Annotated in this window: 17 protein-coding genes; 7 read left to right on the top strand and 10 right to left on the bottom strand. The window is 74.3% G+C overall.

From position 1 onward, the window contains the following. Nucleotides 1–124: 124 nt before the first annotated feature. From ACFYW7_RS21450 to ACFYW7_RS21435, 4 genes are all read right to left on the bottom strand, one after another. Nucleotides 125–4,735: a hypothetical protein gene (locus ACFYW7_RS21450; protein WP_389504565.1), complete on the bottom strand. Its 4,611-nt coding sequence runs from the start codon at nt 4,733–4,735 to the stop codon at nt 125–127. 69 nt (nt 4,736–4,804) lie between these two features. Then, complete coding sequence (locus ACFYW7_RS21445) at nt 4,805–5,683, bottom strand: hypothetical protein (protein WP_389504563.1); 879 nt, start codon at nt 5,681–5,683, stop codon at nt 4,805–4,807. 232 nt (nt 5,684–5,915) lie between these two features. Continuing rightward, complete coding sequence (locus tag ACFYW7_RS21440; RefSeq protein WP_389504561.1) at nt 5,916–7,433, bottom strand: hypothetical protein; 1,518 nt, start codon at nt 7,431–7,433, stop codon at nt 5,916–5,918. A gap of 336 nt (nt 7,434–7,769) precedes the next feature. Next, on the bottom strand, nt 7,770–8,474 hold the full coding sequence (locus ACFYW7_RS21435) for a GntR family transcriptional regulator (RefSeq protein ID WP_389504559.1): 705 nt from the start codon (nt 8,472–8,474) through the stop codon (nt 7,770–7,772). A 245-nt stretch (nt 8,475–8,719) separates the two neighbouring features. On the opposite strand from ACFYW7_RS21435, the gene ACFYW7_RS21430 reads away from it, so the two are divergent. Genes ACFYW7_RS21430 through ACFYW7_RS21410 form a run of 5 tightly spaced genes read left to right on the top strand, consistent with a single transcriptional unit; the run spans nt 8,720 to nt 13,224 of the window. Beyond that, nucleotides 8,720–10,039 carry an MFS transporter gene (locus ACFYW7_RS21430; RefSeq protein WP_389504557.1) on the top strand — a complete coding sequence of 440 codons (1,320 nt, stop codon included), beginning with the start codon at nt 8,720–8,722 and terminating at the stop codon, nt 10,037–10,039. Beyond that, nucleotides 10,036–10,896, top strand: a complete 861-nt coding sequence (locus ACFYW7_RS21425) for a putative hydro-lyase (RefSeq protein WP_389504555.1) — start codon at nt 10,036–10,038, stop codon at nt 10,894–10,896. The genes ACFYW7_RS21430 and ACFYW7_RS21425 overlap by 4 nt, the downstream gene beginning before the upstream one ends. A 29-nt stretch (nt 10,897–10,925) precedes the next feature. Beyond that, nucleotides 10,926–11,690: a LamB/YcsF family protein gene (locus ACFYW7_RS21420; RefSeq protein WP_389504553.1), complete on the top strand. Its 765-nt coding sequence runs from the start codon at nt 10,926–10,928 to the stop codon at nt 11,688–11,690. Nucleotides 11,691–11,740: 50 nt separating this feature from the next. Next, nucleotides 11,741–12,358, top strand: coding sequence for an allophanate hydrolase subunit 1 (locus tag ACFYW7_RS21415; protein WP_389504672.1), 618 nt, complete (start codon nt 11,741–11,743; stop codon nt 12,356–12,358). Further along, nucleotides 12,355–13,224, top strand: a complete 870-nt coding sequence (locus ACFYW7_RS21410) for a biotin-dependent carboxyltransferase family protein (protein WP_389504551.1) — start codon at nt 12,355–12,357, stop codon at nt 13,222–13,224. The genes ACFYW7_RS21415 and ACFYW7_RS21410 overlap by 4 nt, the downstream gene beginning before the upstream one ends. Nucleotides 13,225–13,299: 75 nt before the next feature. On the opposite strand, the gene ACFYW7_RS21405 is transcribed toward ACFYW7_RS21410, so the two are convergent. The 5 genes from ACFYW7_RS21405 to ACFYW7_RS21385 all read right to left on the bottom strand — a co-directional run bounded on the left by ACFYW7_RS21405 (nt 13,300) and on the right by ACFYW7_RS21385 (nt 18,716). Further along, complete coding sequence (locus ACFYW7_RS21405) at nt 13,300–14,154, bottom strand: SGNH/GDSL hydrolase family protein (protein WP_389504549.1); 855 nt, start codon at nt 14,152–14,154, stop codon at nt 13,300–13,302. Then, the gene (locus tag ACFYW7_RS21400; RefSeq protein WP_389504547.1) at nt 14,151–15,305 is read right to left on the bottom strand and encodes a glycosyltransferase; all 1,155 of its coding nucleotides are present in this window, start codon (nt 15,303–15,305) and stop codon (nt 14,151–14,153) included. The genes ACFYW7_RS21405 and ACFYW7_RS21400 overlap by 4 nt, the downstream gene beginning before the upstream one ends. Continuing rightward, entirely contained in the window at nt 15,302–16,465 is a 1,164-nt protein-coding gene (locus ACFYW7_RS21395; protein ID WP_389504545.1) for a glycosyltransferase family 4 protein, read from the bottom strand. The genes ACFYW7_RS21400 and ACFYW7_RS21395 overlap by 4 nt, the downstream gene beginning before the upstream one ends. Before the next feature lie 139 nt (nt 16,466–16,604). Then, nucleotides 16,605–18,023, bottom strand: coding sequence for a HEAT repeat domain-containing protein (locus ACFYW7_RS21390; protein WP_389504543.1), 1,419 nt, complete (start codon nt 18,021–18,023; stop codon nt 16,605–16,607). 300 nt (nt 18,024–18,323) lie between these two features. After that, nucleotides 18,324–18,716, bottom strand: a complete 393-nt coding sequence (locus ACFYW7_RS21385) for an ankyrin repeat domain-containing protein (RefSeq protein ID WP_389504541.1) — start codon at nt 18,714–18,716, stop codon at nt 18,324–18,326. A 260-nt stretch (nt 18,717–18,976) separates the two neighbouring features. On the opposite strand from ACFYW7_RS21385, the gene ACFYW7_RS21380 reads away from it, so the two are divergent. After that, nucleotides 18,977–19,171, top strand: coding sequence for a hypothetical protein (locus ACFYW7_RS21380; protein WP_037621052.1), 195 nt, complete (start codon nt 18,977–18,979; stop codon nt 19,169–19,171). A 40-nt stretch (nt 19,172–19,211) separates the two neighbouring features. Beyond that, a complete protein-coding gene (locus ACFYW7_RS21375; protein ID WP_389504539.1) occupies nt 19,212–20,795 on the top strand; it encodes a hypothetical protein in 1,584 nt (527 codons plus the stop codon). A 79-nt stretch (nt 20,796–20,874) separates the two neighbouring features. On the opposite strand, the gene ACFYW7_RS21370 is transcribed toward ACFYW7_RS21375, so the two are convergent. Next, nucleotides 20,875–22,374 (bottom strand): PLP-dependent aminotransferase family protein, encoded by a 1,500-nt coding sequence (locus ACFYW7_RS21370; protein ID WP_389504537.1) that lies wholly within the window; start codon nt 22,372–22,374, stop codon nt 20,875–20,877. Nucleotides 22,375–22,397 lie beyond the last annotated feature (23 nt).

Here is a 22,397-nt window from a genome sequence, read left to right as displayed (position 1 = left end):
ATGCCCTCGGAAGCCCGGACCACCACGCGGCTGGTCGAGCGGCCGGTCACACGGCTGACCGAGCGCCTGACCAGGTGGGGGAACCGCCCGCCGTGCGCGGCCCGCGGTTCCCCCTGCCGCACCGCTACGGGGCGATCGGCGCCGGCCGCTTGTACATCCGCGTCGCCGTGATCTCGGTGTGCACGGTCTCCCCGGCGGACGACTCGCGCGGAAGTCCGGGACGCAGGTGCTCCTCGACGCTGATGTACTTCAGCCCCGCGCGAAGGTCGGCGTCGTTGCGCAACCGGATGACGAGGGGGAACTCGGCGAGCGCGGTCGTGTCGAACAGACCGGTGGTGTAGAGGAGTTGGACGCCGAGTGCGTCCGAGACGGCCCGCTGGAGCTCCAGGAGATACGTCGCGTTGGCGCGCCCGATCGGGTTGTCGAGGAACAGGGTGCCGGCGTGCCGGTGCTTGTCCCGTCCGCGGTCGTTGCTGCGCAGCGCGGCCATCGTGCAGTACAACGCGATGGCCGCGGTGAGCAGCTGACCGCCGGAGAACACGTCGCCCATCTGCCCGACGGGGACCCGTTCGGCCCGCAGCACGGCGTCCGGCTTGAGGATCTCGACGGCGATGCCCTTGGGCTGGAGCGCCGCGCCGACCCCGCGCAGCAGCAGCGACATGCCGTCGCGGCGCATGTCCGAGTTCTTCTTGACCGCCGCGCGGGTGGCTTCGTCCACCACCTCGCCCAGCCGCTCGGTGAGGGTGGCCTGGTCGGGTTCCTCGAACCGGATGCGCAGGAACTCCTGCCCGGACCACTCTCCCAGTCCCTCGGGCAGCCTGGACAGGCGCTGCGCGGACCGCAGGGTGGCGAGGGAGGACTCGACGAGTCCGCGCAGCCGGTCCACGATCGAGTCCCGGTTGCGCTCCAGCTGTGCCAGTTCGTCGGTCAGCACCCGCAGCCGGGGCGCGAACGCGTCCGCCCACCTCTGTGCGTGCTCGGGCAGCGAGGAGGCGGGCAGCTCGCGGATCTGCTGCCGGGCGGGGGTCCGTACCTGCTCGTAGCGCGTGGAGTTGGCGTGCCGTACGAGGATGTCGCTCGCCTCGCGGACGGCGGCCTCGGCCGCGGAGAGGTCGGCGGCGCAGCCGCGCAGCGAACGGCGGCTCTCGGCGGCGGAGTTCCGCGCCTCCTCGAGCGTGCCGGGATAGGGCTCCTGCTCCTCCTGCTCCTCCTCGACGTGTTCACGGATCAGGTCCCTGAGCAGGGCGGACGTCTCGTCGAAGCCGCCGGCCGCGTCCTCGGCGGACCGGTGGGCGTCGAGGAACTCGGCGTGTGAGTCCCGGGCCTGGTTCAACGCCTCGGTGCGCGAGGCGAGTTCGGTCGTGGCGGTGCGCAGCAGTACCTGCGCGTGCTCGGCGTCGGCCGGGACCCTGTCCCGTGCCAGCTCGGTGTGCGCCTCGCCGTCCTCGGGGGCGTGCCGCTCGGCTTCGCCGCGCAGCCGCCCGAGCTGTTCGCTCGCGGTCGACATCCTGGTCTCCAGGAGCTGCACCAGTTCCTCGGCGCGCGCCGCGGCGGCCTGCCGGGAGGGGCCGTCGGAGCCGTCGGGCGACTCCAGGAGCTGCGCGGCGCGGGTGCGCACCTTGTTGCTGAGCCGGTCCAGCTCCGCGAGTGCCCCGCTCTCGTCGCTCTCGGCCCGTGCCTGCTCGGCTCGCAGGTCGGCGCCGACGCCCACCTTCTCGTAGAGCTGCGACGCGGCCCGGTACGCCTCGCGCAGGGCGGGCAGCGAGGCCTTCGCCGCCGTCTCGTCCTGCGACACGTCGTCGGGGGCGCCGGCGATCTCGGCGCGCTCGGCGCGCAGGGCGCGGGCCGTGCGGCGGGCATCGTCGGCGGCGCGCTGGGCGCCGCGGCGGTCCTCGTCGGCGGCGCGGGCGCGTTCCAGGCACACCTGGGCCCGGGCCTCCGACTCGGCCGCCTCGTCGGCGAGTTCGCGCACCTTGACCTGCCAGCCGGCGCGCTCGCGCAGCCGGTAGGCGAGCCCGGCGAGGGCGTCGGCGGCGCGCCGGGCCTTCTGCGCGGCCTCCTGCCGCTCGTCGCGTACATGGGCGGCGTCGGCGGCGGTCTCGTCGGCCTCGGACCGGACGGTACGGACCTCGGTCAGCTCCGCCTCCGCCTCCTGCGCGAAGCCGCGCGCGTCCCGGGCAGTCGTGGCCAGCTCGGCGAGCCGCCCGGCCGGGCAGCCGGTCCGCCAGGACGCGAGCCGTGCGGCCAGCTCGCGGTCCTTGCCGAGGCGGGCGGCAAGGGTGCGGATCTCCTCGTCCCGCAGTCCGGTGCGGGCCCGCAGCGTCTGGCGTTCCTCGTCGGCCGCGTGCTCGTCGTGCATGGCCGGGTTCGGCGGTACGAGGAAGACGTCGCCGTCTCCGGTGCCGGAGGCCGGGGTCGGTGCGAGCAGGGCGGCGGCCGTACCGACGGCCACCGCCGAGCGCGGCAGCAGCGCCGCCTCGCTGAGCGCCTCGCGCGCCCGCACGTGGGTGTCCGGGTCGGTGATGATCACGCCGTCGACCAGCTCGGGCCGGGCGGCCAGCACCCGCGCGTGGTCGACGGGGTCGACGGCCTGCGCGAGGTAACGCCACCCGGGCAGCGCGGGGATGCCGTGCTCACCCAGGTATTCGACGGTGGCGAGGACGTCCGGGCCGGGCGGCAGCAGTCCGCCGTCGCCGAGCGCCCCGAGGATGCGCGCGTCGTCGGCCGCGGCGGTCCGCAGTTCGAACAGCTGGCGCTCGGCGGAGGCGACCCCCTCGTCGAGGAGTGCGTGGAGTTCGTCCGCGTACCGGTCGAGCTCCTCGGGAGTGAGCGGGGAGCCGTCGGGCTCCTCTTCGGGGCGGGGCTGCGGAACGTCGCGGCGGGCGTCGGCGTCCGGCAGGCTGAGCAGGTCCGCGAGCCGCTGCTCCTGCGCCAGCGCCTCCGCCGTACGCCGTTCGGCTTCGTACGACCGCTCCGCGGCCGTGGCCGCGTCCGCCGCGCGGGCGGCTGTCAGCTCGGCACGGGACTCGGCGGACGCCGCCTCCCGTGCCTGGTCCGCGGCACGCCGCGAGGCCTCGCGGGCGGTGTCCCAGGCGGCGACGGCCGTCTTCTCCGCGTCGCTGGCCGCAAGGGCGGCGCGCGCCGGGTCGGCGTCGGGGGCGCTGTCGTCGAGCCAGCCTGCCCGGACCGCCTCGGCGGTCTCCTGCTCGACCTCGGTCAGGCGCTGCCGCAGGTGACCGACCTCGCTGCGGGCGCGCTGCGCGGCGGTGGCGGCGGCCGTCGCGTCGGCGTGCGCCGTCTCGCCGACCTCCTGGAGGGCCGCTGACCGCTCCTCCTCCTCGTTGGCGAGCGACTCCGCTCCTTCGGCGGCCCGGTGCAGGGCACGGACGAGGTCGGCGGCGGCCCTGGCCCGGGCGGCGAGCGCGGGAGCGGCGTCCCGTTCGGCCTCGCGGATCGCGTCGGCGACCCGGGTCGAGCGGTCGGCGGCGGCCCGGTGCCGCAGCACGAGTTCGGCCGCCTGCCAGGCGGCGTGCAGGGTGCGCGCGTCGGCGAGTTCGCGTTTCTGCGCCGCCGCCGACTTCTCCGCGCCCGCGAGGGCCAGCGAGGCGTGCCGGTAGGCGAGTTCGGCGGCGATCAGCGCGCCGCGTTCGCGGGCGCCCTCGGCATGGGTGACGGCGTACGCGGCGGCGGTGACGCGCTGGGCGAGTTCACCGGCGCGCACCCGCTCCCGTACGGCTCGCGCGGACAGCCGGCGGGCCAGTGTCCGGGTGCGCCGCTCGGCACCCGTGTGGATGTCCCGGGCGCGGGCCCGGCCCTCGGCGGCGTCGACGATCCGGCCGAGCAGGTCCGCCGAACCGGCGGTGAACTCGCGCTCGGCGATGAGTTCGGCGCGGCGGCCCAGTTTGTTGCCGAATCCGCTGACCAGGTCGGCCAGCCCGTCGGTGTCGCGGGTGTCGGTGACGGCGCGCAGCAGGAGGTCCGTGAAGTCGGAGTCCTTCTTGACCGCGAAGAGGCCGGCCGCCTCGCCCTCGTCGGCGTTCATCTCCCGCTGGTAGCGGAAGAGTTCGGGGTCGAGTCCCAGGTCGCCGAGGTGTTCGTTCCAGCGGTCGTGGATCTCCTCCCAGTGCACTTCGAGGTGGGGGTAGGTCTTGCCGGCCTCGGTGAGCGCGTCGCGGAAGCCCTTCATGGTGCGCCGCCGTCCCTGCGCGCCGGAGACGCCCTCGACGGGCGGCCGTACGGTGGTGGCCTCCGCGACGGGGAGGTTGTCCAGGCTGAGTCCCGGGCCGGGCCGGAACGAGTACCAGGCTTCCGCGAACTTCCGCGGGTCGTTGGAGACCTGCCGCCCGCGCCACTCGCTCGCCTTGCCGACCACCACGCACTCACCGGTCAGTGTGTGCTGCCACTCCAGCGCGACGTGCCCGCAGTCGTCGGCGAGCAGGAACTTGCGCAGCACGCCTGAGCTGGCGCCGCCCAGGGTGTTGCGGTGGCCCGGAAGCATCACGGAGAAGATCAGCTTGAGCAGGACCGACTTGCCGCCGCCGTTCTCCAGGAAGAGCACACCCGCGGGCGCGGGCCGGCGCGGCGGGCCGACCGGCTCCTCCTGGAAGAACTCCGCCTGGGTCGGCGCGGGGTGCGGAACGGGCTCGCCGACACCGCGCAGGTCCAGAACGGTGTCGGCGTAGCGCGCACCGGCGGGCCCGATGGAGTAGAGGCGGACCCGGGACAGCTCGTACATGGCGGCGGACTCTCGTAGTCGTGAGGGGAGGTGCGGTCGTGGGGGGGCGAGGCCGGCGGTCCGGCGGCGTCAGGAGTGGAAGGGAAGTCCGGCTCCGGCCGCCAGCTCCAGGTCCTCGCCGTCCTCGGCGGGCAGCAGCGTCGCCGTGCCGTCGGTGACCGGGACGACGCCCAGTTCCAGCAGTTCGGCCATGGCCGCGCTGCCCGCCATGTCGCGGACCTGGAGCTGATAGCGGGCGGTCGTGCGGTACGTGCCGCCGGCGTCGTCGCCGGTGCGCTGGAGGAACCCGGATTCGGTGAGGAAGGCGACGGCCTTGGCGATGATGCCGGTCGTCGAGCCGGCCAGTCTTCGCGCGTCCTTGGTGGCGCCGGTGGAGCTGCGCCGTGCCCAGATCCGCCAGGCCGCCTCCAGGCCGGGTGCGTCGGTCGCCGGGTCGGTGTTCTCGCCGGTCTCCTCGGCGCGCTCCTCCAGGCGTCGGCAGGCCTGCCGTACGAAGGCGTCGACGCCGTTGACCGAGACGCGCCCGATGTACCCGTCGTCCGCGAGGTCCTCGGGGCGGGGGAAGGCCAGGGCGGACACGGCGAGATGGGCGAGTCCGTGCAGGAAGCGGTCCCCGGAGTCCGCCGAGGCCCGACGCGCGTAGTCGCCCATGCGGACGGCGAAGACCGAGTCCTCGGCGGCGGTGACCGCCATCCCCGCGCGCGGGGACACCTCCAGGACGATCAGCCCGAGACCCGCGGCGACGGCGTCGGCGAGCCGGGCGAACGGCGGGTCCTCGCGATAGCGGCGCAGGAGCTCGGCGTACTCCTGGTCGCGTGCGGGCTGCAGCTTGGGCTGCAGCCCGAAGGCCACCAGCCGCGCCGCGTCGGCGGCGTCGGCAGGGGTGACGGGGGCGTTCACCGGTGCGGCGGCGGCCTCCGGTTCACTCCACTCGACGTGCTCGGTCACGACTGCGGCTCCTTGTTCGGAAGGACGGGGGTACGGACACGGGTGGGGGCCGATGCCCCGTGCGGGGCTCTCCGACCGGTGGGGCGGGGCTTCGTCGCACAGGCCCGGCAGTCGGCACCGGGCCGGGACGTCACGCCCGGCGGCGGGGGCGGGCGGAGCGGGGTCGGACGGCCTGGCCTCGCGGTCGGCGTCCCGCGGTCCCCGAAGTCCCCGAGGCTCCGTGGCGGACCGTTCATGCCCGGCCCGCCTTCATCCCGGCCGCGTCGAGGAGGGCCATGCCGACGATCAGGTCGGCCCCGCCGAATTCCGGATCGTCCAGCTCGGTCCCGTCGTCCACGGAGAACAGCAGGCGCTCCTCGCCCTGCCGGTAGGCGGTGCCGACCGGCGGACTCGCCGCGTGGACCGCGAGGAGAGCGACCAGATAGGGCAGCTCCGGATCCCGGCGGCGCGCCTCCGCGAGCAGCCCGGACAGGCGGCGCGGCGCGTCGGGGGCCAGGTTCAGCAGTTCCATGGCGGAGGCGAGCTGTTCGTCGCTGAACCGGCTGTCGTCCGGTGTGGCGATCAGGTCGGGCTCGGGCATCTCTGCCCCGAGGTGCTCCCGCTCCAGCGGGGGTGTCAGCAGAATGTCGACGAGGTCGGCGACCCGTACGGCGACGGGGGTGCGCAGGCCCGTCCCGCGTGCGAAGAAGGCGTCGGTGACACGCAGCGCCCGCTCCAGCGGGAGGGGCAGCACGGGGGCGACCAGGTGTCCGTAGAGATCGATCCCCGAGGTCGTCATGGGCGTTCCGAAGGCCTGCCGGTCCTGCTCGGCGCGGAACAGCGGGCCGGCCTCCAGGAGGCGGGACTGGAGCTGGGTGTGCCTGCGGATGCAGTCCTTGACGATGTCGACGAGCTCGGCCGCGCGCCGCTTCTGCTCGGGGTCCTCGGACTCGTCCCGGGCCTTGCGGATGTTGGTGAGGATCGCGTTCTCGTGGCGGTAGCGGTCGGCGACGTGGTCCAGGGCCTCGGCGATCATGTCGGGCACGGCCTGGAGCCAGTCCACGGCCCGCACGTTGCGCCGGGTCGCGTCGAGGGCCTTGCGCAGCGTCTCCGCGTACTGCACGGTCCGGTAGCGGGCCTGCTCGGCGGCGAGCTGGGCGTCGGCCAGCCTGCCGCGGCTGATCAGGACCTCCAGCTTCACCTCGGCGGCGATCTGCGCGCTGGTGACGTCGGTGTCCAGCGCGCCGACGAGGACGTTGACGGCTTCGTCGGTCGCCCGGAGGTAGACGGTCCCTCCGTAGCCCGGCACTTCCTCGATCAGCTTGAAGTCGTAGTCGCGGCGCACGTACGTGCCGTCGGGGGCGAAGGTGCCGTAGACGGCCCGGAAGCCCCGGTCGACGCTGCCGACGTTGATCAGGTTCTCGAGGACCCAGCGGCCCACGCGCTCGTGCTCGACGACGGGGCGGCGCGGGGCCTGGGCGGCGATCCGCGGGATGAGCCTGGCCACTATCTGGTCGTGATCGGCGCCCGTGTCGAAGTCCATGTTCAGTGTGACGAGATCGATGGCGGCGAGGGCGACCTCGGCCATGCCGTACACCGTGTACTCACCCGCGAGGTTGGCCTTGCGCACGTCCAGGTCGTGCAGCGGCGCGGTGCAGGCGAGGGCGCGCAGCCGCCGCGCCAGGCCCTCGTCGGCGGCCGGACCCGGGGCCGGGCGCGCAGCCGCGCTGAGCTGGGGCGGAGCGCTGTCCGTCGATACACGCGATGTCACGGTGCCCAGACTAGGTCCTCGGTCTGACAACGGTCGAAACGGCGCAGAAGCGACCGGCCGTCCCGGCGCCGCCACGACCCCGCCCGGCAGGCGCCCCGCGCACCCGCCTCACCGCCGGCGCGCGGGTCCCGTTCCGGCGGGACCGCGTGCCCCGGGCCGGTCCCCTGCCCGCCGCCGTCGGGCGTGAGCCGGCGCGGCCGGGCGCGGCACGCATCCCGGGCGGAGGTGCAGGCGTCTCCGGCGCCCCACGCCCGCCTCCGCCACGTCCCACCCCGGGCGACCGCGCATCGCTCACCCCGGGAGCACGCCCGCGCCGCCCGCCGCACGCGCTCCCGGTCAGCCGGCGCCCGGTCCCGCGTCCGCCACGCGGCGCGCGTACACCTCGACGAGTCCCTTCAGGGAGTCGCCGAGATAACCCGCGAGAAGGCGCTCCGCGCCGTCCCGGTCGCCCGCGCGGAGGGTCCGGAGGATCTCGTCGTTGCGCGCGAGGTAGGGCTCGTGGAGCCGCTGGGGGTCGTCCACCACGTGGAAGGCCAGGCGCAGCTCCGCGAAGACGCTGCGCATCACCTCGTCGGTGCGGGCGCTGCCGGCGAGCGCGACCAGTTCGCGGTGGAAGTGGATGTTGGCGGTGGACACTCCTTTCCAGTCACTCTCGCGGGCCGCGCGCTGCCCTGCCGAGACGGCTCCGCCGAGTCCCTCCACGGCGTACGGCGGCTCACCGAGCCCGCGGACGACGGCGCACTCGACGAGGGCGCGGGTGCGGTAGATGTCCTCGACGTCCTCGACGGTGAGCACCCGCACGAAGACCCCTCGGTTGAGTTCGTGCACCAGCAGTCGTTCGTGCGTGAGCAGCCTGAACGCCTCCCGCAGCGTGTTCCGTGAGACGCCGAGAGCGCCGCCGATGCTGTCCTCGGACAGCCGGGTCCCCGGTGGGAAGAAGCCCTCGGCGATCCGGCTCCGCAGGATGTCCGAGACCCGCTCGGCGGTGCTGGTGCGCCCCAACAGGGCTCGGTCGTAGGCCAGTTCCGTCAGCTCTGCCATGCCCGGAATTCAACCGCAGGCGCCAGAACGGAACAACATGAGTATTGAGGGATCGTTCAACGATCCTCTACCTTGTCGGTCAGGCGCCCACCGCACCACCGCCCGCGCACACCGTTGTGCACCGGTGCACAACGGCCGCACACGCCATGCGCACCGCCCTTCGCACCGCCGGGCGCCCACCGCTCCAGCACGGCACGGCACGGCTCAGTCCTCAAGCACTCTCCGTCCCTCACTGCGAGGTGCCCATGAGCACGACCCCTCCGTCCCAGGTCCGGACAACCGGCACTCCACCCGTCGAAGGTGGATCCCCCTCCCAGGAAGGCGCGTTCGGCTGGCTGCGCGCGCTCGGCCCGCGCGGCCGCCGCGCCTTCGGCGGCGCGTTCGGCGGCTACGGCCTCGACTCGTACGACTACTTCACCCTGCCGCTGAGCATGGTCGCCCTGGCGGCGTACTTCGGTCTGGACAGCGGCCAGACCGGCCTGTTCACCACGGTGACGCTGGTGGTCTCCGCGATCGGCGGCGCGGTCGCCGGTGTGGTCGCGGACCGCGTCGGACGCGTGAAGGCACTGATGATCACCGTGATCACCTACGCGGTCTTCACCGTGGCCTGCGGTTTCGCGCCCGACTACGAGACGCTGCTGGTGTTCCGCGCCCTCCAGGGGCTCGGTTTCGGCGGCGAGTGGGCGGTCGGCGCGATCCTGGTCGCCGAGTACGCGAGCCCTCGGCACCGGGGGCGCACGCTCGGCGCGGTCCAGAGCGCCTGGGCGGTGGGCTGGGGTCTGGCGGTGGTCGTCTACACCCTGGTCTTCCAGTACCTCGACGACGACATCGCCTGGCGCGTGATGTTCTGGACCGGCGCGCTGCCCGCGCTGCTCGTGGTGTGGGTCCGCCGCCGGGTGCAGGACGCCCCCGAGGCGGCCGCGGTCCGAGAGAGGAGCGCGGACAAGGGGTCCTTCGCCGCGATCTTCAAGCCGGGTACGCCCGAGGCGCCGGGCCTGCTGCGCACCACGTTCTTCGCGGTCCTGCTCTCCACCGGTGTCCAGGGCGGCTACTACACGCTGGCCACCTGGGTGCCGACGTATCTGAAGACCGAACGCGGACTGACCGTCGTCGGCACCGGGGGCTATCTGACGCTCCTGATCTCCGGAGCCTTCCTCGGTTACCTCACCGGCGGTCTGCTCACCGACAGACTGGGCCGCAAGCGCAACATCCTGCTCTTCGCGGTCCTCTCCGCGGTGTGCATCCTGGCGTACGCGAACATCCCCGTCGGCGCCGACACCCTTCTCCTGGTGCTCGGTTTCCCGCTCGGCTTCTGCATGTCGGCGATCTTCAGCGGCTTCGGTTCGTTCCTCAGCGAGCTGTACCCGGCGGCGGTGCGGGGCACCGGTCAGGGCTTCACGTACAACACCGGACGCGCGGTCGGCGCGGCCTTCCCCACCACGGTGGGCTTCCTGGCCGACAGCTGGGGGGTGGGCGGCGCGCTGGTGTTCGGCGCGATCGGATACGCGCTGGCCGCGGTCGCCCTGCTCGGGCTTCCCGAGACGCGTGGCCGGGAGCTGTCGTGAAGGACACCACCCCGGTGCGGCCGGCGGTCCTCACCGAGGAGCGCCCCCCGGGCCTCCTGGAGACCGATGGCGCCCTCCACGCGCGCGCGTGGACCCCCGTCCAGGCGCGTGGGCGGTTCCGTTCCGGACTGTCGGTCCCCACCGCCGGGATCGCCGCGGGCCACACCCAGGCCAACCTCGTCTCGGTGCCCGCCGACTGGGCGTACGAGATGCTGCTGTTCTGCCAGCGCAACCCGAAGCCGTGTCCCGTCCTCGACGTCACCGACGCCGGTTCCTGGACGACTCCGCTCGCCGCGGGCGCGGACCTGCGCACCGACCTGCCGCGCTACCGCGTGTGGGAGCACGGCGCGCTGGTGGCCGAGCCCACGGACGTCGTCGCGTACTGGCGGTCCGACCTGGTGTCCTTCCTGATCGGCTGCAGCTTCACGTTCGAGTGGGCGCTGAGCTCGGCCGGCGTCCCGATGCGCCACATCGAGCAGGGCCGCAACGTCTCCATGTACGTGACGGCACGTCAGTGCCGCCCGGCGGGCCGGCTGCGCGGCCCGATGGTGGTGTCGATGCGTCCCGTGCCGCCCGAACACCTGGCCGCGGCGATCCGGGAGAGCAGTCTGCTGCCGGCCGTGCACGGCAGCCCGGTGCACTGCGGCGAGCCGTCGGTCCTGGGCATCGAGGACCTCTCGCGCCCGGACTTCGGCGATCCGGTGACGGCGGACCGGGACGACATCCCGGTGTTCTGGGCGTGCGGAGTGACGCCCCAGGCGGCCGTGATGGCGTCCCGCCCGCCGTTCGCGATCACCCACGCGCCGGGGCGGATGTTCCTCACGGACACCCGCGACGAGCAGTACCGAGTGGCCTGAGAGGGCCGGAACAGGAGGGACGGCGGCTCATGACCCGCATCGATCTCAACGCCGATCTCGGCGAGGGCTTCGGCCGCTGGCGGCTGACCGACGACGAGCAGCTGCTGTCCGTCGTCACCAGCGCCAACGTGGCCTGCGGCTTCCACGCCGGGGACGCGGCCACCATGCGGCGGGTGTGCGAGCTCGCGGCCGAGCGGGGCGTTCGGATCGGCGCCCAGGTCTCCTACCGTGACCTGGCGGGGTTCGGGCGGCGCGCGATGGACGTGCCGCCCGACGAGCTGGCGGCCGAAGTGGCCTACCAGATCGGCGCCCTGGAGGTCTTCGCCCGTGCGGCGGGCTCACGCGTGGCCTACGTGAAACCGCACGGCGCGCTCTACAACCGGGTCGTGCGCGACGAGGAGCAGGCGGCGGCGGTCGTCGACGGCGTCGTGCTCGCCGGCGCGGGCGTCGCCCTGCCCGTCCTCGGTCTGCCGTCCTCGCGCTTCCTGAAGGTGGCCGAGCGGGCCGGACTGCCCGTCGTCACCGAGGCGTTCGCGGACCGCGCGTACACCGACGAGGGCACTCTGGTGCCGCGTACCCGGGACGGCGCGGTGATCACGGACGTCGACGCGGTCGTGGAACGCTCGCTGGGCCTGGCCCGCCTCGGGGTGGTCACGTCCCACTCCGGGGGACGCGTCCCGGTCCGCGCGCGGTCGCTGTGCCTGCACGGGGACACCGCGGGCGCGGTCGACCTGGCCCGCCGCGTGCGGGCCGGGCTCGAGTCGTCGGGCGTGCGCGTGGAGGCGTTCGCATGACGGTTCGGCCGGTCGGCGACGGCACCGGCGCGGTGCCCGTCGGCGACAGTGTGAAGGTCCTGCCCGTGGGCGAGGGGGCGCTGCTCGTCGAGGTCTCCTCGGGGGAGGCCGCCCAGGCCCTGCACGCCGAGTTGCTGCGGCGCCGCGCGGAGGGGTCGCTGTCCGTACGGGAGATCGTCCCTGCGGCCCGCACGGTGCTCCTGGACGGACTGGACGACCCGGCGGGTCTGGCGGAGCGGCTGCCCGCCTGGAGGATTGCCCCACTGCCCGCGCGGGCGGAGGACGCCGTGGAGATCCCCGTGCGGTACGACGGGCCCGATCTGGCCGACGTGGCGGCCCTGTGGGGGGTGCCGGTGGACGAGGTGCCGCGGATCCACGCGGCGGCCGGATTCCGGGTCGCCTTCTGCGGGTTCGCGCCCGGCTTCGGCTACCTCACGGGGCTGCCGGCACGGTACGGCGTGCCGCGCCGGGCGACCCCGCGGACGGCGGTGCCCGCGGGCTCCGTGGCGCTCGCGGGCCCGTACACGGGGGTGTATCCGCGCAGTTCGCCCGGCGGCTGGCAGCTGATCGGCACGACGGACGCGGTGCTGTGGGACCACGCGCGCGAGCCGGCCGCGCTGCTGGCCCCCGGCGCGCGCGTCCGCTTCGTACCGGTGGAGTGCTCATGAGCGACCGGGCCCTCGTGGTGGTACGGGCGGGGATCCTGACCACGGTCCAGGACCAGGGGCGCCCCGGCCACGCGCACCTCGGCGTACCGCGCTCCGGAGCGCTCGACGGCCCCGCGGCGGCGCTGGCCGACCGGCTCGTCGCCAACCCCGTCGGGGCGGCCGTGCTGGAGACGACGGTCGACGGCTGCGCGCTGCGCCCCCGTTCGGCGGTCACCGTCGCGGTGACCGGGGCACCGTGCGCGGTCACGGTGGACGGTCGCCCGCGCGCGTGGGGGGCTCCCGTCCTGGTGCCCGCGGGGGCGCTCCTGGACGTCGGTCCCGCGCGCGCCGGGCTGCGGAGCTATGTGGCCGTGTCCGGGGGCGTGGCGGTCGAACCGGTACTCGGCAGCCGCTCCACGGACCTCCTCTCGGGGCTGGGCCCGCCGCCCCTCACGGACGGCGCGGTGCTTCCCCTGGGGAGTCCCGGCGCTCCTCACGCGCGCGTGGACGTCGCCGCGCTCGGGGCGCCGCCCGCCGAACTGGTCCTGCGGGTGACCCTCGGTCCGCGCGAGGACTGGTTCACGGCGTCGGCCCTGCGGGCGCTCACGACCCGCGTCTACCGGGTGTCGTCGGCGAGCAACCGCATCGGCCTGCGCACGGAAGGACCCCCGCTGGAGAGGGCCGTCTTCGGCGAACTCCCCAGCGAGGGCATGGTGCTGGGTGCCGTCCAGGTGCCTCCCGACGGCGGTCCGGTCGTCTTCCTCGCCGACCATCCGACCACCGGGGGATACCCGGTGGTCGCGGTCGTCCGGGCCACCGACCTCCCCGCGGCCGCGCAGGCGGTCCCGGGGATCCCGGTGCGCTTCGTGGCCGTACGCCGCCGCTGAGCCCGCCCGGGGTCCGTACGGGGTCCGTAAGGGCCGCCACGGGCCCGGCACGGCCCCCGCGTCGGCGCCCGTCCGTCAGGCCACGTCGGGCTGTTCGGCCGCGGACAGGGCGGACAGGGCGGCCGCGACGGCGTGCGAGGCGCTCAGGTCGAGGCGGGCGCTGGTGCCCCCGGCCCGGTGGCGCACCTCGGAGGCGGCGAGGGTGAGCAGTTGGGGCAGCAGGTCCGTGCAGCGCCGGGCCACCCACGCGGTTCCCGCGGTCGCCAGCCACAACAGGCTCGCCGAACGGGTCGGCGCGGGGAACTCGGGCTCGGCCGCGGGTGTGCTCCCCCCGGCGATTCCCGCCTCGGCGAGCACGGTGTGGAAACGCAGGGCGAGCCGGCGGTGCCCGAGCTCTCCCGGGTGCAAGCGGTCCGCGCTCCACACGGCGCGTTCCCTCAGCCACTCCTCCTCCGCGGCGTGCAGATGCACCGCCCCGTGCCGCTCGGAGAGCGCGTGCACGACCGCGTTGACCGCGCGCTGCCGGCGGGCCAGCGGGCGGGCCAGCGCTCCCGGCAGCCGGAGCATCGAGCCGGGGTCCGGGAGACAGGCCGTCATGACCACCGTGCCCCGCGCGCGGAACGCCGCGTACACCTGGTCGAGCCGTTCGGCCACCGAGTGGATGTCGAACGTGCACCGCAGGGTGTCGTTGACCCCGATCAGGACGGAGACGAGGTCGGGCTCCAGGGCGAGCGCCGCCGGGGTCTGCCGTTCGAGCACGTCCCGCGTCTGCGCCCCGCTGACCGCGAGGTTGGTGAACCGCACGGGGGTGTCCGCGGGGGCCAGTCCCGGGGCGAGCAGCTCGGCCCATCCCCGCCACCGGTCCCCCACGGGGTCGCCCACGCCTTCCGTGAGCGAGTCCCCGAGGGCGACGAACCGTACCCGTCTCATGCCACGCCCTCCTGGAGGCGCGAGGGGGCCGGGACCGCCGCGTCGTGGGCGGCGAGGAAGCCCGCCACGGCGGCGTCCCAGCCGAAGCACTCGGCACGCGCGCGTGCCGCACTCCTGCGCTCGCGCTCGGCGCGGCCGAGCAGCGCCAGCACCGCGTCCGCGAAGGAGTCCCCGCTGTCGGCGGCGGTGGCTCCGGCGGCGCCGACGATCTCCGGCAGGGCGGACAGCGAGCTGGCGACGACCGGGGTGCCGCAGGCCATCGCCTCCAGGGCGGCGAGCCCGAAGGTCTCCGCGGGCCCGGGGGCCAGGCACACGTCGGCCGAGGCCTGGAGCGAACCGAGCAGGGCGCGGTCGGCCATGTGCCCGAGGAACGTGACGGGCAGCCGCCGGTCCCGGGCGCGCTGTTCAAGACGGGCCCGCAGCGGCCCGTCCCCGGCGACGACGAGCACGGCGCTCCGGCCGCGCCGCAGCAGCGCCTCCAGAGCGTCGAGCGCCGTACCGGGGCGCTTCTCGACCGAGAGCCGGGAGCACATCACGAGCAGGGTCTGGTCCGCGCGCGCGTGGCGGTCCCGGAGCGCCGGGTCCCGCAGCGCGGGGTACCGGTTCACCAGATCGACGCCCAGGGGGGCCCGTACGACGTTGCGGGCGCCGATGCGCACGAACTCGCGCTCGGCGAACTCCGTGGTGCACACCACCCGCGAGTAGGTGTGCGCGGTACGGGCGTTGAGGGCGTCGGCGGTCCGCCGGGCCATGGCCTCGGACAGTCCCCAGGTGCGCAGCACCCCGTCGGCGGTCTCGTGGGAGACCATCACCGCGGGCACGCGGGCCCGCCGCGCCCAGACCCCGGTCCAGCGCAGGGTGGTGCGGTCGGACACCTCGAGACGATCGGGGGCGAGCGACTCCAGGAGCCGGGCCACCCGCCGTCGGTCCGTGAGGACTCGATAGCCGCCGGTGCCGGGCAGCAGGGGGCCGGGCAGCGTGATCACCCGCCCCTGCTCGGTGTCGCGGTCGCTCTCGCGGTCGCCGGGGACGACGAGCACCGGTTCGTGACCGGCCGCCAGATATCCGGTGCCCAGCTCCCGCAGCGCGGTGCGCAGGCCCCCGGAGGCGGGGGTGACGAAGTTGGCGAGCCGTACGATGCGCAGACTCATGCCGCCACCAGCTTCCGGGCGGAGAGCACGTCCTCGTAGTGGCCGATGAGCTGGTCGCCCACCGCGGCCCAGGTACGCCCCTCGACCATGGCGTGGCCAGCGGCGCCGTAGGCCGCCCGCAGGGCGGGATCGGCGGCCAGGGTGCGCACCGCGTCCCGTACGGCGGCGCTGTCGCGCGGCGGGACGAGCAGTCCGGTGCGTCCGTGGGCCACCAGGTCGAGCGGTCCGCCGACGGCGGGCGCGACGACGGGCACGCCGCTGGCCATGGCCTCCTGCACGGTCTGGCAGAAGGTCTCGAAGGGGCCGGTGTGCGCGAAGACGTCCAGGGACGCGAAGACCCGCGCCAGTTCGTCACCGGTGCGCCGGCCGAGGAAGACGGCTCCGGGGAGCGCGCCCTTGAGGGTGGCCTCGCTCGGACCGTCGCCGACGACCACCACGCGGACACCGTCCAGCGCGCACACCTCGGAGAGCAGTTCGACGTGCTTCTCCGGGGCCAGCCGGCCCACGTAGCCGACGATCAGCTCGCCGTTCGGCGCCAGTTCGCGGCGGAGCGCCTCGTCCCGGCGGTCGGGGCAAAAGCGGAGGGTGTCGACGCCGCGCGGCCACAGCCGTACCCGGGGCACGCCGTGTGCCTCCAGGTCCCGCAGGGCCGCGCTGGACGGGGCGAGCGTCCGGTCGGCCGCGGCGTGCACGGAGCGGATGCGCCGCCAGGCGGTGGCCTCACCCGCGCTGATGTACGTGCGGGCGTATCCGGCGAGGTCGGTCTGGTAGACGGCCACGGCGGGGACGCCGAGCCGGGAGGCGGCCGCCATGCCGCGGACGCCGAGGACGAAGGGGCCGGCCAGGTGGACGATGTCGGCGCGGTGCTCGGTGATGGCCGCGGCGACGCGACGGCTGGGGAGGGCGACGCGGACCTGGGGGTAGCCCGGGAGCGGCAGGGAGGGGACCCGGACGACCGGGCACGGGGCGAGGACGCCGGGCCCGCTCCCCGTGAGGTCACCTCCCTGTTCCGGGGAGGCCGAGAACTTGGAGGAGGTGGCCGGGGCGACGACGAGGGGAGCGTGACCGCGGTCGACGAGGTGCCGGGCGGTCTGGAGCGCGCAGTGGGCCACGCCGTTCACATCGGGGGGAAAGGATTCGGTCACGATGACGACACGCATACGGGTGTTCTCGCCGCACTGGACGTGGCCGCGTCAACGTGGATCTTTGCGAACGATGAACGTCCCGTGAGCGTTGCACACCGCACCCGTCCAGGTCAGCCCCCGTCCACGCGCTCCTGACTCCCGAGTCGCCGGACGTTCATACGGCCGGCATGTCGGGCCCGATCCGGCTCCGTACCGCTGTCTGGACCTCGGCCTCCTCGGCCGGATCCGCCGCCAGCCGGCGGAGCTGGTCCACCACGCGCGCGTCACCGGTCTCGGCGTGCCGTGCGGCGATCTCACGGGTGGTCTCCTCGCAGTCCCACAGGCACTCGACGGCGAAGCCGACGGGGAAGGAGGGATCGGTGGCGGCCAGGGCGCGGGCGGCGCGCTGGCGCAGATGCGACGACGCGGTCTCCCGGTAGATGTGCCGCAGCACGGGCGCGGCACAGGCGATGCCGAGCCGTCCGGTGCCGTCCACGAGGGTCCACAGGGTCGGCGCGTCGGGCCCCTCGCCCCGCACGGCCTCGCGCAGGGCGGCCAGCACGAGGTCCCGGTCCGGTGCCCCGCCCCGGCAGGCGAGCACGCGGCCGGCGGCGGCGCCGAGGACGTCGGGCCGGTGTGCCCAACCGCGCGCCCGGTCGACGGCGGCGACGCTCCGCATCCGTTCGAAGGCGTCGACGGCGGCCTCGGCGACGGCCGTCGAGCCGGTCGCGACCGCTGACTCGATCAGGTCGAGGGCGTCCGGATCGTTGCCGTCGGCGAGATAGCGCAGGGCCGTGCAACGGGCGCCCTCGTCGCCGTGGCGGGCCGCCTCGACGATCTCGGGACGGTCCTCCGGCCCGGCGACCGCGGTCAGGCAGCGGGCGGCCGGGACGTGCAGCGCGGCTCCGCGGTCGATGCCCTGCTGGGCCCATTCGAAGACGGCGCGGACGCTCCACCCCGGGCGCGGTCCCGACGGCCTCATCTGGCGCTGCCACCGGTCGAAGGACCCGGCCTCCTGCGCGGCACGCACGCGTGTCGCCACGGAGGCGCGCGGATCGTCCGCCCACAACCGCCAGGGCCGTGGCTCGAAGGAGTCGCGTACGGCGACGACGAGGGCGGCCTCGCCCTCCGCGTCGGCCGGGAACCGGGCGAGCACGGGGGCGGCGAGGGCGCGCAGGCCCGCGTCGTCGTCGCGCAGGGCCAGCTCGTCGAGGGCCCAGGCCCAGTTGGTCCCGGAGGCGGCGTACCGGCGCAGGAGCGCGAGCGCGTCCCGCCTTCCGTAGGAGGCGAGGTGTCCGAGGACCGCGAGGGCGAGCCCCGTGCGTGACTCGCAGTCGTCGAGGACGTCCTCGGCGTCGAAGAGGTGCCGCTCGATCTCGTCGAGCTCACCGCTCAGGTCGAGGTAGAGACGGGCGTAGTACAGGGAGCGGTTCTCCACCTGCCAGTCGTGGCGGGGGTCGCTCAGCACACAGTGGTTCAGTGCCGCGAGCGCTTCGGCCCGCGGTGCGGTGAGCGCGTGCAGCGTGCCGTCGCCGCGGCCCCTCTGGAGCAGGCCGAGCAGTGTTCCGCTGGGCGCTATGACCGGATCGAACATGGGAAACAGCCTCACATCAAGCGTCGACGCAACCGGGATCCTGCATTACCTGGCCGCGTGACAACACGTCGGGGCGCCCGCCGTCTCTTGCTCGCTGTAGACCATCTTCCTCTGCCTCTCGTCGGTGGCCCATGCGGGCCGAGTCACGGCCCGCGCGGTGCGGCAACTTCTGCCCAGCCATCGCGTCCGTGAATCACGTCGTCATGATGACTCGGCACTTCTTCCTGCCGCGACCGTATTTCCGGCGGCCCCGCTCCGCCTCCCTTTTTTCCCGCGTTTCGCCTGCTCAGAGCGCTCGGGTCAGAGTGTCCCGAACAGTTCGAGCAGGTCCGTCTTGGCGAACATGCGGGCCGTGTCGAGTGCCGAGGGGGTACCTGCGGCGGGATCGGCGCCGGCGGCCAGGAGGACCCGGATGACGGCTTCCTCGCCCTTGAACACGGCTCCGGCGAGCGGGGTCTGGCCCCGGTCGTTGACGCGGTCGGCCTCGGCCCCTCGCTCCAGCAGAGCGCGGACCGCCTCCGCGTGGCCGTGATACGCGGCGAGCATCACGAGCGAGTCGCCGCGATCGTTGGTGAGGTCGGCCGGGACCCCCGCGTCGACGTACGCCACGAGCGTCTCCGTCTCGCCTCGGCGCGCCAGATCGAAGATCTTGGTCGCCAGCTCCACGACCTCGGGGTCGAGGGCTTCGCTCATCGGCCGGACCGCCTCTCACTGCAACCGTTCGGGTGAATCGACAGGGTACTGGCTCAGGCGGCGCATGACAGGCATCGCCCGCGGCAAAGACCACAAAGGGTACATCGGGAGCAACGGACCAGCTCAGGCGGCCCAAAAGCGCTCAATCGCGCGGGTGAAATCCGTAGAAATTCACCTACTTGCACCTTTTATCGTATGGATACATGCTGTGATCCTGGAACCACTCATGGTGACTGTCCCCACGAACCAGGAGAGCTCAAATGATTCTGTCCATGTCAGGCGTCGTCCTTCTCGGCATCATCGTCTTCCTCTTCTTCAAGAAGGACGGGCTGAAGGCGTCGCACGCCCTGGTGGCCGCACTCTTCGGCTTCTACCTCGCCAGCACGGCCATCGCGCCGAGCATCAAGGCCGGCGGGGAGAGCCTGGCGGGCCTCCTCGGCGGGATCAAGTTCTGACGACGTCCCCTCACCCCGTACGCACCTTCAGGAGACAGCAGTGGCACGGCGCCCTCTCCCCCGCATCCTCAGCAACGGCACCGCACAGATCGCCAAGAGCCGGGAGCTGGCCCGGACGGCAGCCGACAGCGCCACCGATGTCCTCCATCCACTGATCACGGTCACCCGTGGACTGCGCCGGCTGGCAGCCGCCGGACGGCGCAAGTGGGCCGCCACTCCCAAGGACCGGCGCGGGCCGCTGCTGTTCCTGGTGGCCTCGGTGATCCTGGTCGTGGCTCTGGTGCCGTACGGACCGCTGCTCGCCGTCATCAGCCTGATGGCGGCGGCGGCCTGGACCGGTCGGGACCGCACCCCACCGCCCCCGACCGGTCCCGACGAGGCACAGACCGGCCGCCTCCAGTCCCTCTACGAGGCCCTCGTCCCGTACTTCTCCACGGCGGACGACCCCGCCCCCCTCTACTCCCACGGAGGCGACTGGGAGAAGGCCTTCGAGGGGTTCGACTTCGACGACGACGGACGGGTCTCCCGGCTGCTCGTCCACTACCCGGCGTACTTCACCGACGGCGAGGCCGACTCCCGCGCGCGGGTCGAGCAGCTCCTGCGCGCCAAGTCGGGCCGCGGCCGTGAGTACCACTTCGACTGGGAGCAGGAGTCCAACGAGCTGACCGTCACGGTGCTCGCGCCCCTGCCCACCGACATCGCCGCCCAGCGCTTCGTCACCGCGCCCGGCGAGACGGTCCTCGGCTTCACCGACCCGGCGGACGTCCAGCGCACGCTCCCCCTCACCCACGGAGAGGAACGGCGCGACGTCCCCCCGGTCGTCTGGCGCACGGGCGCCCGCTCCACCGAACCGCACCTGCTGATCACGGGCGAACCGGGCACCGGCGCGACCACCCTCCTGCGCTCCGTGGCCCTGCAGGCCCTCCAGTACGGCGATGTCGTCATCGTCGACGGCGGAGGCACCGGCGAGTACGCCTGCCTGACGGGGCGGGACGGGGTGCTGGCGGTCGAGTGCGCGGCGGCCGGGGCGCTCGCCAGCCTGGAGTGGGCGGCCCACGAGACGGAGCGGCGGCTCATCGCCGCGAACCGCGCCCGCCAGGCGGGGCATCCCGCACCCGACGACATCAAGAACCCGCTGTGGATCCTGCTGGACCGGCCCAGCGCGCTGGGTCACCTGGCCGCCGTCGACGGACGGGAGGACCCGCAGGCACTGCTCCGGATTCCGCTGCGGCACGGCCGCGCGGCGGGCGTCACGGTCGTGGTCGCCGAGCCCTTCGAGAACCTCGACCTCCTCGGCGAGGAGGTCCGACAGCACACCCGCGCGCGCGTGGTGCTCGGGCCGGCCTCGGCGGACCGGCTGGAATCGATCCTGGGAGCGCCCCCGCACACGACCCCGACCCAGGACGTGCCGCCCGGCCGCGGCTACGCCCGCCTGGGCGCGGGACCCGTCCTGCGCCTCCAGGTCCCCGCGACGCCGGACCCCTACGACGACGCGACGAGCGAGGCGCACCGGCGGGCGGTCCTCGACCTCCTCCCGGAGCGGACCACGCCGGGGGACGCCCAGGGAACTCTCTCCGAGATGGCCGAAGTCGCGGTGCCGGAGGGGCAGGTCACCTCCCCGTAGCACCTCGGAGATGCACGGAACGGACGCCGGACGGGCCGGGACCCCACCAGGGCTCCCGGCCCGTCCGGCGTCCGGGCGGCTACGCCACGAACGTGCGCGGCCCCTCGTCCCCTCCGCTCGCGCCGGTCTCCACCAGCCGGGCGGCCGCGGCCAACCGCGCCGCCGCCTCCTCCGCCACCGCGCCCCCGACGGTGAACGGCAGGCGCACATACCCCTCGAAAGCGCCGTCCACTCCGAACCGGGGACCCGAGGGCACCCGCACGCCGACGCGCTCGCCGACCTCGGCCAGCCTCGACCCGGACAGACCGCCCGTGCGCACCCACAGGGTGAGGCCGCCGTGCGGCACCGAGAACTCCCACCGGGGCAGTTCCCTGCGGACGGCCGCGACCAGCGCGTCACGGTTCTCCCGGGCCTGCTCGCGCCGGATGTCGACCGCCTGCTCCCATCCCCCGGTGCTGAGCAGCCAGTTCACCGCGAGCTGTTCCAGAACGGGCGTGCCGAGGTCGGCGTACGCGCGCGCGGCGACCAGGCTGCGGATGACGTCGGGAGCGGCCCTCACCCAGCCGATCCGCATGCCGGCCCAGAAGGCCTTGCTCGCCGAGCCCACGGTGATCACCGTCGAGCCCGCCGGGTCGAAGCCGCACACGGGGCGCGGCATCTCCAGGCCCTCGTCCAGATGCAGTTCGCTCATCGTCTCGTCGACGACGAGGACGGTGCCCGCCGAGCGGGCCGCGTCCACGAGCCCGCGCCGTTGGTCCTCGCTCGCCAGCGCCCCGGTGGGGTTGTGGAAGTCGGCGACGACGTACGCGAGCCGGGGCGCCGCGTCGCGCAGGACCTGACGCCAGCGGTCCATGTCCCAGCCGGTCAGCCCCTCGGCCATCGCGACGGGCACCAGCCGGGCACCGGCCTCGCGCATCAGCTGGAGGATATTGGCGTACGAGGGCGACTCGACGGCGATGCGCTCGCCGCGGCCCGCGAAGAGATGGCAGATCGCGTCGATCGCGCCCATCGCTCCGGTGGTCACCATGATCTGTTCGGGCATCGTCGGGATGCCGCGCGCCGTGTACCGCTCCGCGAGCATGGCGCGCAGCGCGGGCAGTCCGGCGGGGTAGTCGCCGTGCGTGTGGGCGTACGGCGGCAGCTCCTCCAGGGCGCCCTGCACGCTGCGGGTCAGCCACGGCTCGGGGGCGGGCAGCGCCGCGCAGCCGAGGTCGATCATCGAACCGAGGGTCTCGGGAGGCAGCGGTTCCAGACCGCGCGCGGGCAGTGGATTCCCCGCGGGTACCGCGGTCCAGCTGCCGGCTCCGCGGCGGGACTCCAGGAAGCCCTCCGCCCGCAGCGCCTCGTAGGCCGCGGCGACGGTCGTACGGCTGACGGACAGGGCCAGCGCCAGCTCCCGCTCCGCGGGCAGCCGCGCGGCGACCGGAACCCTTCCCTCGAGCACGAGCAGCCGGACGCCGTCCGCGAGCGCCCGGTAGGCGGGCGGCCGCCGGGTGCCCGGACCCGCGGGGCGCTCCTGCTGGGAGCTGAGGAGCCGGGCGAGCTGCGCGGCCCCCACCGCCGAAGTCCACTGCGCCATGATTCCAGTCCACCTTCCCCGAA

Origin of the sequence: Streptomyces sp. NPDC002580 (assembly GCF_042889485.1) — a bacterium.
Classification (GTDB): domain Bacteria; phylum Actinomycetota; class Actinomycetes; order Streptomycetales; family Streptomycetaceae; genus Streptomyces.
Note: the sequence above shows the minus strand (reverse complement) of the source record. Positions and strands in the feature narration are given on the sequence as shown.